The organism is Alteromonas stellipolaris, assembly GCF_001562115.1.
In the GTDB taxonomy this organism is placed as follows: Bacteria; Pseudomonadota; Gammaproteobacteria; order Enterobacterales; family Alteromonadaceae; genus Alteromonas; species Alteromonas stellipolaris.
In genome coordinates this window covers 139,604-153,557 of record NZ_CP013926.1, presented here as the reverse complement: position 1 = coordinate 153,557, position 13,954 = coordinate 139,604, and the positions used below count along the sequence as shown (strand labels likewise).

Here is a 13,954-nt window from a genome sequence, read left to right as displayed (position 1 = left end):
CAATATTTAAGCAAAAGGATGACTACTGGGCCTTCTTACTGACTACAGCTTGGGTTCGCGGCTTTCTTGGCAACACCTTCTTTTTAGGCCATGCTGCCCACTGTGCTTTTGAATCGGCGCAGAGCAATATAATAAAATGCCCCCCCAATGACAGTTAACGCAATAAGTTGAGGGTACACCACACTTAGCCCAGCCCCTCGATACAGCACGCCTTGTGATGCCATAACAAAGTGAGTATTAGGGGCAATAAGCATAATGTTTTGGATTAGTTCAGGCATACTTTCTCTTGCTGTTACTCCGCCAGATAATAACTGAAGCGGTAATAATACAAGAATGAGTAAAAGCCCAAACTGCGGCATAGAGCGTGCAATAGTAGCCATGAATATACCTAAACTGCTCACCGCAAATAGGTGAATAGCCACCGCCAGCATAAATAACCACACATCGCCATTAATGGGGACACCCAACACGTATTGAATGACCAAATACACCGACATGAGTGTAGCAAGCCACACCATCAACAATGTTGCGGCAATTTTCGATAACATTATTTCACTGCTTGATACTGGCATTGCCAATAAATGCTCTATTGTACCCCGCTCTTTTTCTCGAATAAGCGCAGCGCCCGATAAAATAATCGCAATCATCGTCACCGCATTAATGAGCTCCATCACTGAACCAAACCAGAAACTTTCTAAGGCAGGGTTAAACCGCGCGCGCATGATTAAATCTACGGTATAACTGGTTTCTGACTTATACCCCGCCACATAAGCGGCCACCTCTTCGCCGATAATTTCAGTAATATAGCCGTTACCGGTAAACGCCTGGCTAATGCGGGTAGCATCTACGTTAACTTGCACATCAGGTACTGAACCCTTCATTACGTCTTTTTCAAATTCAGGAGGTATCGTCACGACAAAGGTGTACTTTCCCGTATCTAAGCTGGGGGTAACGTCTTGTTCAGAAATAATGACGGGGGTTAAAAAATAGGGAGGCACAAAGCCGTCTATCACCCGATGAGAAAGCTGCGAACGGTCATGATCCACAAACGCAATCGGCGCGTTATGCAAAGACTCAGGCACTGCTGTGGCCGCCGTGTAAATGTTTAAGGTGAACACATAGAAAATGAGCACCAACATCACAGGGTCGCGCCATAAGCTCCACAATTCTTTTACACTAAGATGCAATACATTGTTAAGTTTCATGACTTAGCGTTCCTGTTTCTTAAGTAGCACCACTGACAACCACAGGGTAATAGGAATGCTGATAGCGATGGCATACACCGCAAAATCTAATGTACCAAAGCCCAACCCTTTACTGAAAATGCCTCGACTGGCTAATAAAAAGTAACTAATGGGATGCATCTCACCAATAATTTTTCCTGCGCCCTCTAGTGCTGAAACCGGCGTGATCATGCCCGCAAATTGAACCGCTGGCACCATGGTGCCTATGGTAGTAAGCAGTATGGCGGCAATTTGGCTATTGGTAAAAACTGACGCCAACAAGCCAAAACTGGTAGAAAAGGTTACAAACAGTAACGCGATTATGGCAAACGCGAATACATCGCCTTTTAGGGGTACATTGAAAAAGTACACCGCCATAAGCACCAATAAAATGAAGCTTACAAATGAAGTGAGAATATAGGGCACTTGTTTGCCAAGCAAAAATTCAAGCTTTGATACTGGGGTGACATACAAATTAATAATTGAGCCGAGTTCTTTTTCTCGTACCACGGCTAATGACGTAAGTAATGCCGGGATCATCAGCAATAACATTGGAATAACCGCAGGTACAATGGCCACCAGGCTTTTAATATCAGGGTTATACAAATAGCGAGACTGCACATCGATAAGCGAGGTAGAAGTGGTAGTGCTCATTTGAGAGGCTTGTTCTAACAACCAGGTTAAGTGGATACCTTCAACATAGCCTTCAATGGTCTCTGCTCTAGAAGGCATAGAGCCATCTATCCACGCGGCAATTTGTACATTTTCACCTTTGTGTAGCTTTTGACCGAAATCAGGCGGTATCTCAATGGCAAGTGACAGCTCGCCACTTTTCATTCGCCTATCCATATCTTCATAGCTGGTGATATCAGGCTGGGTAACAAAATACCGTGAACCCGCAAGGCTATTGGTGTATTGCTCACTAATAGCAGACCTATCGCGGTCAAACACCGCGTACTGAAGGTCTTCTACATCCATGGTAATACCGTAGCCAATCACCATCATCAACACGATAGAGCCTAAAAATGCCATAGTTAGCCGGATAGGATCTCGCATTAGCTCCAACGTCTCTCGAGTGGCGTAACTCATTAAACGTTGTAGCGACTGTTTATAGCGGCTTTTTTGTTTCGTAGCCGCAGGCACTGCGCTGGTATTTTCTTTTTCTGGACTGGCTTCTTGTCTCGCTGCAGAAACACCTTTCTTTAAGCTAGCCTCTTCACTTTGGGCAATGTCTTTACTTGGCTGCGCGGCTTCTAAATAGTCGATAAACGCTTCTTCCAAGCTAGCAGCTTGCTTACGGGCCACAATAGCCTCAGGTGAATCAGTTACTAGCACTTTGCCAGCGTGCATAAGCGAAATGCGATCGCATCTTGCCGCTTCGTTCATAAAGTGTGTGGAAATAAAGATAGTCACACCATCTTCTCTGGCCAAGGTGATGAGCAAACGCCAGAAATTATCCCTCGCGATGGGGTCTACCCCCGATGTGGGTTCATCTAGAATCAGTACTTCAGGTTTGTGTACCATGGCCACCGCCAACGACAACCGTTGACGCAACCCTAACGGTAACGATGCGGGCAACGCATCTTTGTGATGACTTAGTGAAAAGCGCTCAAGCATCTCTTGTACGCGAGCCTCACGCTGCTTGTTATCTTGAGTATTAGCCTGTGTAAATAGCCGCGCGTGTAGTACCAAATTTTGTTCAACGGTAAGCTCGGTATACAAGGAAAAGCTTTGCGACATATAGCCCACACGGTATCGCGTGGCAATGTCGTTCGGATCTAATACACTGCCTAACATCCATGCTTCGCCAGAAGTTTGTGGCAGAAGGCCAGTCAGCATTTTCATGGTGGTAGATTTACCGCAACCATTCGAACCCAAAAAGCCAAATATCTCGCCTTTTCGAATAGAGAAACTGACGTTATCAACCGCAGTAAAATCACCAAACTTCATGGTGAGACTTTTCGCCTCTATGGCAATAGGCGCGTGAGCACTTTCATCTATGGGGGTAATAACAACGGGCAGGTGTTTGCGTCTTATCGATTCGGGCAGCAACGCAATAAATGCCGACTCTAGATTGTCGGTTTGAGTTTTCGCCAGCAGCTCTTGCGGCGTACCTATCGCGAGTACCTGACCATCATTCATGGCGATGAGGTGTTCAAATTGCTGCGCTTCATCCATATACGCAGTAGCAACCAGCACGGTTAAATCAGATTGCTCTCTATCAGCCCCACCTTTTCGAATATCTGCAATTAAACGCCAAAATTGGCTGCGCGCTAAGGGGTCTACGCCGGTAGTAGGCTCATCTAAAATCAGTAATTTAGGGTCGTGAATAAGGGCACAGCATAAGCCCAACTTTTGCTTCATGCCCCCAGATAGCTTGCCCGCAGGGCGAGATAAAAAAGGAAACAGCCCAGTACGCTTAGTTAAATTATCGATACGTTTGCGGCGCTCGCTGCGCCCATGCCCAAATAGCTTGGCGAAAAACTGTAAGTTTTCTTCCACCGACAAAGTAGGGTATAGATTCTTGCCCAAGCCCTGAGGCATATAAGCAATATCCGCACAAATGGCTTCTCGGTGAGCCCGCTCACGCATATCGCCATTCAGCACATTAAGCGTACCTTGCTGCAATATACGCTCGCCCGCAATTAACGATAAAAGAGTAGATTTACCTACGCCATCAGGCCCAATAAAACCAACTGTTGCACCACGGGGAATTCGAAGTGATATATCTGCGATAGCGGTAGTTGATTTGTAATGAACCGTCAGACCTTCACAGGTAATGACGTCTGTCATAGCGCAACCAACTCAGGCACATCACTTGGCCACGTGGCGTTATCATCAAGCTTAACCCATACCACGCCAGGCAAGCCTGTTTTTACCTTTTCGATATGTTTTTGTAGTAAGTCTTTAGGAATTTGCGCTTTTACTCGGAACATTAACTTTTCTCGCTCACTTTCGGTTTCCACTGAACGGGGCGTAAACTGCGCGACATCTGCCACGTAAGAAATACTGGCAGGAATAGAAATATCAGATGCGGCATCTAAAACAATACGTGCTTCAGAGCCAATAGAAAGTCGCCCTACTTGAGTAGCAGGCAAGTAAAATGTCATATAAACATTGGTTAAATCTACAAGGCTTAGCACACGTCCACCCGCGGCCACTACTTCACCAGGTTGCACAACACGGTATTGAATACGCCCGTTGCGCGGCGCTTTTAATAACATATCGTCTATTTCAGATTCAATTTGCGCGATGGTAGCATCGCTTGCCGTTACCGCCGCTTGGGCTGATAAATGCTGAGATTTAGAGGCTTCAATAGTGGCGTCTGCCGCTGCAAGCCTGGCCGCCGCGGCATTTACTGCCGCCTTTGCACTTTCTACCGTAGTTTGGTTATCTTCCGCCAATTGTTTCGACACAGCGCCAGTTTTTGAAAGCTCATCGGTGCGTTTAGCGTGGGCTTCTGCCGCTTTTAACTCGGCTTCGGTTTGAAGTAACGCTGCTTCTAGCGCGACTTTTTCACTTTCACGCTGTGCAATGGCCATGTGCGCTGCGGCTACTGCACTTTGCGCCTGCACGCGCTGTGCATTGGCTTGACGAAGTTGCCCTTGAATAGTCGTGGTATCGAGCTTAGCAACTAGCATTCCTGCCTCTACTTGCTCACCTTCATCCACATAAATGGCTTCCACTCTTCCCGCTACCTTAGCAGCAATACCAATTTCAATCGCTTCAATTCGACCATTACTCGACACCACATCTTCTTGCTCTGCACCACCGAAGAGGGCGTTATAGCCAAGCACTAACAATACAATCAACAAAAAAACTAAAACGAAGGGGGTCTTCTTCACTGTCTTCACGGCAACGCTTCCTGTGTAATGAATCTCGCTGCCTGAAAAGCGCGAGTAGTTTCACGGTGTGGGGAACGCATAAGCTGCCCCCGTGATTTAATCAATTATTTGGCTTACTAGATGAACTACTCATTTTACCTATTGGGAAAGAAGCATCTTTGTTCTAAATCAACAAAAGTCAGTGTTGATCGAGTAGTAGGTTGGCGTTTTTAACACTGGCATTGTTCACAAGCGTGAGTGAGGGTAGCTGTATGGAAAGTAAGAGATTATAGAACCTGAGAACGGTGCAAAAATGAGAGTCAGCCTCACATTTTTACACCTTGAATAACTTAGTTTTAAACAAAGCTTTTTAGCTAAAACCCTTGATTTAAGGCGTTGGGCTAAAGGGTTTTGATAATAGAAGAAAAATCCAGCCCACCGTTTTCTTGCGCTTTTTCACAATAGTCACGATACAACTCGGCGGCTCTTTCTCCCATAGGCACTTTTGCTCCCACAGACTCAGCGCCCTGCATGGCTAAGGTTAAGTCTTTCAACATAAGCGCGGCGGCAAAACCACCGGCAAAATCATTATCTGCAGGGCTAACTGGCCCTACCCCTTTTACTGGGCAGTAGCTGGTCATCGACCATGTTTGACCCGACGCATTCGACGCAATATCGAAAAACACCTGCGGATCTAAATTTAGCTTTTCTGCTAGCTGAAATGCTTCACAGGTTGCAATCATGCTGGCACCTAGCAGCATATTATTGCAAATTTTCGCAGATTGTCCTGCCCCACACTCCCCCGCATGAATAATTTTCTTACCCATGGCTGAAAGCACTTTTTCTGCCTGTTCGAAGGCCGCGCTTTCGCCACCCACCATAAAAGTAAGAGTGCCGTCGCCAGCAGCTTTAGTGCCTCCAGACACTGGCGCGTCTACCATAAGCAAGCCCTGCGCTTTTGCCATGCCACCCACGTCCTTGGCAGTCGCCACATCTATGGTCGAGCAATCTAATATCAAAGTACCGGTTTTTGCGTTAGGCAACACAGTGCCTTCGTATATACTCTTAACGTGCTTGCCTGCAGGTAACATTGTCACCACCGCATCACAGCGTTCTACGGCTTGCTTGGCAGATTCAGCTAATTCGCAGCCATTCTCTTTTGCCATGACCATAGCTTCATTGCTTAAATCAAACGCCAATACGCTGAACCCATTTTTCACTAGGTTTTTAGCCATGCCCGAGCCCATATTGCCTAGGCCAATAAACGCAATATTTTTAGTCATTATTCACTCCAGATTTATGTCGATGGACACAGCTTATTCCATAGTAGGAATAACAAACGCATTGTCGTTAGTATCAGAACCATCAGGCCACCGCTGAGTAACCGTTTTCACTTTGGTCCAGAATTTCACCCCTTCCATGCCGTGCTGATTGGTATCGCCAAAGGCTGAACGCTTCCAACCACCGAAGGTGTGATAGGCAACAGGGACGGGAATTGGCACATTAATACCTACCATGCCCACGTTCACCCGTTGTGCAAACTCTCTGGCGGCATGGCCGTTTCGGGTGTAAATGGCCACGCCATTACCGTATTGATGATCGCTCGCCAACGATACCGCATGGTTAAAGTCTGTGGCGCGCACAATTTGTAGTACTGGCCCGAAGATTTCTTCCTGATAAGAGCGCATATCTGCCGTTACATTGTCGAACAATGTGGGCCCAATGAAATAGCCATTGGTGTGCTCGGGTATTTGCGACGTGCGGCCGTCGTAAATAAGATTCGCACCTTCCGATATGGCAAGTTCAATATATTCTTCAATACGTGACTTATGGGTAGCCGTTACCACAGGGCCGTAGTGCGCCGACTTATCTTCTGAATGGCTTACTTTAATAGCTTTAATGGCTGGAATAAGTTTGTCGATAAGCTTTTCTGCGGTGCCTTCACCTACTGGCACTACCACAGGCAATGCCATGCATCGCTCGCCCGCAGACCCATACGCTGCGCCCACTAAGTCAGCCACCACCTGATCTAAATCAGCATCTGGCATCACAATGCCGTGGTTTTTGGCGCCGCCCATGGCTTGAATACGTTTGCCAGCTCGAGCACCACGTTCATAAACATAATTGGCAATGTCAGATGAGCCCACAAAGCTGGCCGCTTTTACCTCTTGATGGTCAAGCAGCGCATCAACCGCTACTTTGTCACCATGTACCACGTTCAATACGCCTTTAGGCAACCCTGCTTGTAGCATGAGCTTGGCTAATTCAACAGGTACCGACGGATCCCGCTCTGAAGGTTTTAAAATAAAGGCATTCCCGCAGGCAATGGCTACGCCGAACATCCACATGGGTATCATTGCTGGGAAATTAAACGGCGTTATCCCCGCAACCACACCTAATGGCTGGCGCATGGAATACACATCAATACCCGGCCCTGCGCTATCGGTGTACTCCCCTTTTTGCGCATGAGGAATACCGCACGCAAACTCAATAACCTCTAGTCCTCGTTGAATATCGCCTTGGGCATCAGATAGCACTTTACCGTGTTCGCTTGATAGCAACTGGGCAAGCCTGTCTTTGTCTTGCTCAACAAGGCGTTTAAATTCAAACATGACACGTGCGCGGCGTTGAGGGTTTGTGGCGGCCCATTCGCGCTGGGCTTTTTGGGCTACTTCAACAGCGTGGTTTACCGTTTCCACGGTAGCCAGCGTAACGTGGGCTTGAACCTTACCCGTGTTAGGGGCGAATACATCGGCGTGACGCTCGCCTTCAGCAATATAATCTTTGCCTTCAATAAAGTGCGTTATGGTTCTCATGGCCTACCTCGACAACTAAAAAATAAAACAGATTATTTACAATTTTGAAACCTTGCGTTAAAAACTGCAAGTCAATATAGTTACAGCACAGTGCTGCATTTTTGCAGCAAGTCAAAAAGGTAATCACGTGAATTGGGATGACTTAAGACTGTTTCTTGGCCTTGCCAGAAATGGAAAAATTAGCATTGCTGCCAGAAACTTACATCTTGATGCAACTACGCTCATTCGCCGTGTAAAAAGGCTGGAGACAGCCCTTAATTGCAACTTGTTTGAGCTAAGTAACAAAGGCTATTTACTTACCGATCACGGTAAGCGCTTAGTGCACTATATTGAACATGCAGAAAGACACATTTTAGAAGCGAAAAATGATTTAACCGACGAGCGTCAGGAGCTTTCCGGCACGGTGAGGGTCAGTGCATCTGAAGGGTTTGGTTCTTGGGTGTTGGCCCCAGCGTTGGCTGAATTTAAGCAGCGCTACCCCGCTATTTGTGTGGAGTTAGTGGCAAACAGTGGCTTTTTAAATATCAATAAACGGGAAGCCGATATTGCCATTTTGCTAGAAAAACCCACGAAAGGCCTGTTGTACACTAAAAGACTTACCGACTACCGTTTAAATTTGTACATGCACGAAGACCTGGTAGCAGAGCATGGCGCCCCTAGTTCTATCGAGCAGCTAAGCCCCTTCAATTTGGTCAGTTATGTGCCCGATTTAATTTATGCACCCCAACTTAACTTCATTGAAGAATCGCTACTTTCGCCGCTTCACGCCCTTAAAAGCACCAGTATTAATGCGCAATTTCAAATGCTACGAAACAAAGCGGGTGTAGGCATTCTGCCTCATTTTATTGCCAAAAATGCCCATGAGCTACAACCGGTACTGCAAGATAAAATAAACATTACCCGCACCTTTTGGCTAGCAACCCATCGCGATGTAAGGCACTTAGCCAGAGTAAATGTATTTTTAGATTGGTTGAACGATACCGTGCAAAAACACGCTGATATATTCTGAGTTAGTCACAGGGTTATCGAGCTAATGCTAACGCCAACGTTATTTAGGGCGGGTCAACATATATAAAAAAAGCGCCCTTGGGCGCTTTTTAGTGTCTTATTTTATACATTTTAGAATGCGTAAGTCAGGCTCACTGAACCATTCACTGGTGCACCATAAAAGCCTATGGTGTGTAGGCTGGTAATGTATTTTTCGTCAAAGATATTATTGATGTTTGCACGCAAGGTAAGGTCGTTGGTTACCGCGTAGGTCGCATAGGCATTTGCTAAGAAGTAGCTGTCTTGCTCTACGTTGTAGTCAGTATTGCTGATTTCAGACTGCCATCTTCCGCCTAAACCAACCGTTAGTTCTGGTACTGCCGGCAGTTCGTAACCTAATTGGAATGTCACTACATCACGTGGAGCCCACAGGTTTGCGTCGTTGCCTGCTTCATCTTCTACATCAATTGCGGTATACGATGCTTGAACACGTAAGGCATCGGTAATTTGTCCAACGACTTCTACTTCAAAACCTTCAGACTCAACCGACACGCCTTCATAGTAGTACTGACCATTTTCAGGGTTAATTCCTGCAAAAGAGGCTAAGTTGTCTTGTTCAGCAGTGAAATAAGCAAATGTGGTCATTAAGGTATCGTCCAACCACTGAGCTTTAACACCAGCTTCAAAGTTTTTACCTTTAGTGGGTGCTAAGTATTGGCCAGATAAATCATATTGCTCTTGCGGCTGATACACATCTGAATAGCTTACATAGGTATTGATGTTTTCGGTTACCGCGTAGGTCGCCCCAATGTAAGGGCTGGCTTCACTTTCTCCGTTGTCGATAGTGGTGCCCGCATTGTTACCACTGCGCTCAAAATCAATCGCATTGAAGCCCGCAATAACGAACAATTCATCGGTTAGGCTAATTTTTGTAGAGCCAAAGTAGCGGGTAAGATCTTGTTCAATGTCAGAATAAAGTACCGCGTCAAACCAGTCAGGCTCAGCAATGGCATCAAATGCATACGGGAACGCTGGGGTTGCGCCGTAGGCAGGCGTATTGGCATAGTCGAAACCGTACTGATACATGGTGTCGCTGCTTGAGGCATGGCTTACACCAACATTCACTTCATGCTGGCGACCGAAAAGCTCGAAAGTACCAAAAGTACGCGCTTCTATTAAGTTTGAGTCTATGTATGAATCATAACGACCCGGCCAGCCTACTAAGCCTAAGCCCGTGTCTTTATCGATAGCACCGTAAGCGTAAAACAACTTATCTTGTTCTTCGTAGCCACGGTAGTTGTAGCTTACTTTTACTTGCCAGTCGTTATCGAAAATATAATCGAATTCAACGAAGGCGTTGGTGTTTTCAGTGTCCCACATTGCCCACTCTTGCGCTGTGGTATCACTAACATCCCACTCGGCTTGTGTGCCGTCGGTGTAATTAAATACTAACCCGCCCCAATTGTTTCCATCCGTGTTAGCGTCTTGGTAAGAGTAGCCCAAGGTAATGGTGGCGTTATCGGTAAGTTGCCCATCTACTACGCCATATAAAAAGGTGCGATCGTTCTCTAGGCCATCCAAGTAAGACTCTTTATCTTCTATAGCACCTACAAAACGTGCAGCCCAACGGCCATCTTCGGTTAGCAAAGTAGAGTAATCAGCCTGCAAGCGTTTAAAATCAAACGATCCTGCGCTCACTGTGACTTCACCGCCTTCTTCATTGGTGGGGCGCTTGCGTACATAGTTTAATGTACCAGATGCATTCCCAACACCGGTTAGTAAGCCGTTCGCACCACGAATAACTTCAATTTTTTCATAGCCGTAAGCTTCAAGTGCGCCCGTTACAATACCCCAATCGTTAGGTAAACCTACGCCATCAATTTGCGTATTTTTAATTTCAAAACCACGGGCGGTGTAGTTCGTTCGGTTCGTTTCCCACTCTTCTACGTTAATACCCGGCGCAAGTTTAAGTGCATCGTTAACATTGTAGGCACCAAACGACTGCATCAACTCTTCAGAGATAAGGCTAATTGACTGAGGCGTTTCGCTTAGCTCCATTGTCAAGCCAGTTGCCCCGCGACTTACGCGGTTTTGACGTACACCAACAATGTGAATTTTCTCTACCTGAGACTCTTCTACAGTTGCTGTGTCTGGTTGAGTTTCTTGAGCGTTAATCGAAAAAGCAAGCGCGATGGGGGTAAGCGCAAAGAGCGTGGTCAGTTTCATTGTGTTCTCTACAGTGATTTTGGTTTAGTTTTTAGTCGCAGAGGATTATACGTAAGTAGAGATGGATCGCAAATGATAATTATTAGCATTTACATAATTATCACAATGCGCGATCTTTAAGTAAAAATGATCGGCATTGTGACGTATTCAAAATATAAATGAGGTAATTGAGTAGGCCGAAGAAGCTAGCGCCATCGGCCTTTGCTGGATAGTGAAAATACTAGTTGTCGGTAAGCCTCAACTTCACCTGCGTGATAAGATCTTGTTTCACCACGGGCTTAACAATATGCCCTTGCATACCGGCATCGATACAACGCTTTCTGTCAGCTTCCATGGCGTTAGCTGTCATAGCCAGAATAGGTATATTGTCCCAGGTAGCATTTGCGCGAATGTGCTCTGCGGCTTCTACGCCGCCCATAATTGGCATTTGCATGTCCATCAATATTAAGTGAGGTTTAAACCCACTCAGGAGAAGATCTAAACACTCTTGTCCGTTCTCGGCAAATTTAACAATAGCCCCTGCGCTTTTAAGCATTGCGCCCGCAACTTGCTGATTAATGGGGTTATCCTCTACCACCAGCACTAACCTTTTAGCCAACAGCTTTTCATCATCTTCAACCACAGGCTTTTGCGCTAATTCATCGGTAGATTGATTACACGAAATAACCGTGTCGTACAACGTAGAAGGCGTGAATGGCTTGTATAAGAGGTCATCGAATAACACCAAGCTATTTTTATCAAAGCTTTCTGTGTTGTGTGAAACCACAACTAAATGGGTAATTTCTTTTTGTTCTTGCTGCCAATCTGCCAATGCTTCTTTACTTATAACGCTCAAGATTGCTTCATCAATGATAACTACCCTAGGTAGGCTATTCGACACTTTATGAGACATTAAGTCTTCAACACTTTTCGCGACATAGGACGGCCATCCAAGAACAGAACATTGGCGCTGAATGCCAGTTTCTACGTTCACATTTTGCGTAAGCACTATCGCCTGATAAGACACGACATCTTGCTCACTTAAGCTTTCTGCTTGCGCTGCCGAAGCTTTTTTAAGCAACACATTGAAATGGAATTTACTGCCTTTACCCTGCTGGCTCACCACACCAATTTTTCCGTGCATCATTTCAACAAGTTGCTTCGCTATACTTAGCCCCAGCCCTGTACCGCCGAACTTAGTATTGGTATCGCGGCTAGCTTGAGTAAACGCCCCAAATACTTGATTGGCTTGCTTTTCAGTCATGCCAATACCCGTATCTTGAACCTCAAATCCTAACTGAACGGTGTCTTCGTTTTCGCCTAATAGTTCAACGCTTAAGTTTACTTCCCCGCGAGAGGTAAACTTAATGGCGTTGCTAATTAAGTTACTGATAATTTGATTGAGCCTAATCGCATCGCCCACAACATGTTTAGGGCATTTAGGATCAACATCAATCCATAGTTCAATGTGTTTACCGTAAGCAGCACGGCCCATCATTTTGCCAACTTGATTAAGCAAACTATCTAAACGAAACGGTGCCTCAACCATATCGAGTTTCCCAGCTTCAATTTTAGAAAAATCGAGCACGTCATCAATAATTCGGCTTAATAAAGAAAAGCTTGTGATAGCTTGCTCTATATTATCGTTGATTTTTTTGTAGTTACGTTCACCCAACGTAATTTGAAGTAGGCCATATACACCATTCATAGGGGTTCGAATTTCATGTGACATTCTGGCAAGAAAATCGGCTTTGGATTTCTCGGCATTATTGGCTTTAATTTTTGCCTTTATGGCAAGCTCTTTTTCCAAGCTCAATTGATTAAGCAGTCGTATCAATAAGTACGCCAAACCTATTAGAAACAAAGCTGCGGCAACAAAGCCGAAAATAAAAAAGTGCTTGGTTCGCTCCAAATACGCCACGGCCTCAGTGGGCTTTTCCATAACTAACCAGTAGTAAGCATCTTCAATGTCTGTGTCGTCAGTATTTCTTTTACCAATAGGAATAATGCCGTGTTTGAATCGGCTCGTAAAATTGCCGTCTGGGGTATCATCTTCGCTGCCATTAAAGCGTTTTTCAAAACCTGGAAACTGCATACTTACTTGGTTTTTAGGCCTGTCGAGCAGCCAGCCCCACGCTGAGTTATTCGGTGAAGATAAAAAGAATCCATCAGGGTTTATTAGCCAATGCGCGCTTGTGGATTGCAGCGCTTTTAGGCGTGAAAACAATTCACGCAAATCAAAATTCAATACAACTAACCCTAAAACTTCTCCATCAACGCGGTATTTAGCAACACTTCTGATAGTTGGACGATAAGGGAGCTCTATTATTCCCCGCTCCTTGTTTAAATCTAAGGGCGATATGTAATAGTCTTTAGGTGACTCAACGGCTTCAATAAAATAATACCGATCAGCTTTGTTTTGCAGGTCTTTGGTGTCTCGCCAAATCAGGCTTTCGGCTGATTTTTCAGCACGCAGTTGTTCATTACCATCAAGCGCAATATAACGAATTTGCTGTAAACTTGGGTACGCATCGAACAGTGCTGACCAATGTGCAGTAAGGTACCGCTTAGCATCGCCTTCAACGAGTGAATCAACAATAAGGGTACTTTTACTTTCTTGAATAGCGATTGAACGCGCATCCAATATGACGTGGTTTATTTCGCTCTGAAAATTTTGATGCAGGACATCGAATTGTTGGCTGATAGCGTCATGACTAAACCGCTTAGTTTCTATCCACAAGATATTGGCTAATACCGCCAAGATACCTATAAATAATACGCAGAAAATAGAAATAAAGAGTGCTGATTTAGAGACTTTATTGACCACAATGCATCCTTTCGGGTTACTGCAACGGCTATCGCATTATACTAAAGTATAACACCTAAGTCGTACCGTACC

The 13,954-nt window shown here is 45.4% G+C and carries 8 protein-coding genes; 1 reads left to right on the top strand and 7 read right to left on the bottom strand.

Features of this window, described 5'->3' with window-relative positions; genetic code table 11:
• Positions 1-83: 83 nt before the first annotated feature.
• From AVL57_RS00615 to AVL57_RS00595, 5 genes are all read right to left on the bottom strand, one after another.
• Positions 84-1,205, bottom strand: a complete 1,122-nt coding sequence (locus AVL57_RS00615) for an ABC transporter permease (protein WP_057794860.1) — start codon at positions 1,203-1,205, stop codon at positions 84-86.
• A 3-nt stretch (positions 1,206-1,208) separates the two neighbouring features.
• On the bottom strand, positions 1,209-4,016 hold the full coding sequence (gene rbbA, locus AVL57_RS00610; RefSeq protein ID WP_057794863.1) for a ribosome-associated ATPase/putative transporter RbbA: 2,808 nt from the start codon (positions 4,014-4,016) through the stop codon (positions 1,209-1,211).
• On the bottom strand, positions 4,013-5,077 hold the full coding sequence (locus tag AVL57_RS00605) for an HlyD family secretion protein (protein WP_232363254.1): 1,065 nt from the start codon (positions 5,075-5,077) through the stop codon (positions 4,013-4,015). The genes rbbA and AVL57_RS00605 overlap by 4 nt, the downstream gene beginning before the upstream one ends.
• Positions 5,078-5,448: 371 nt before the next feature.
• Positions 5,449-6,330: a 3-hydroxyisobutyrate dehydrogenase gene (gene mmsB, locus AVL57_RS00600; protein WP_057794865.1), complete on the bottom strand. Its 882-nt coding sequence runs from the start codon at positions 6,328-6,330 to the stop codon at positions 5,449-5,451.
• A gap of 33 nt (positions 6,331-6,363) precedes the next feature.
• Positions 6,364-7,863 (bottom strand): CoA-acylating methylmalonate-semialdehyde dehydrogenase, encoded by a 1,500-nt coding sequence (locus AVL57_RS00595; protein WP_057794867.1) that lies wholly within the window; start codon positions 7,861-7,863, stop codon positions 6,364-6,366.
• A gap of 127 nt (positions 7,864-7,990) precedes the next feature.
• On the opposite strand from AVL57_RS00595, the gene AVL57_RS00590 reads away from it, so the two are divergent.
• Positions 7,991-8,872 (top strand): LysR family transcriptional regulator, encoded by an 882-nt coding sequence (locus AVL57_RS00590; protein WP_057794868.1) that lies wholly within the window; start codon positions 7,991-7,993, stop codon positions 8,870-8,872.
• A 110-nt stretch (positions 8,873-8,982) separates the two neighbouring features.
• On the opposite strand, the gene AVL57_RS00585 is transcribed toward AVL57_RS00590, so the two are convergent.
• The gene (locus AVL57_RS00585; protein WP_057794870.1) at positions 8,983-11,076 is read right to left on the bottom strand and encodes a TonB-dependent siderophore receptor; all 2,094 of its coding nucleotides are present in this window, start codon (positions 11,074-11,076) and stop codon (positions 8,983-8,985) included.
• 220 nt (positions 11,077-11,296) lie between these two features.
• Positions 11,297-13,882 (bottom strand): hybrid sensor histidine kinase/response regulator, encoded by a 2,586-nt coding sequence (locus AVL57_RS00580; RefSeq protein ID WP_057794872.1) that lies wholly within the window; start codon positions 13,880-13,882, stop codon positions 11,297-11,299.
• Positions 13,883-13,954 lie beyond the last annotated feature (72 nt).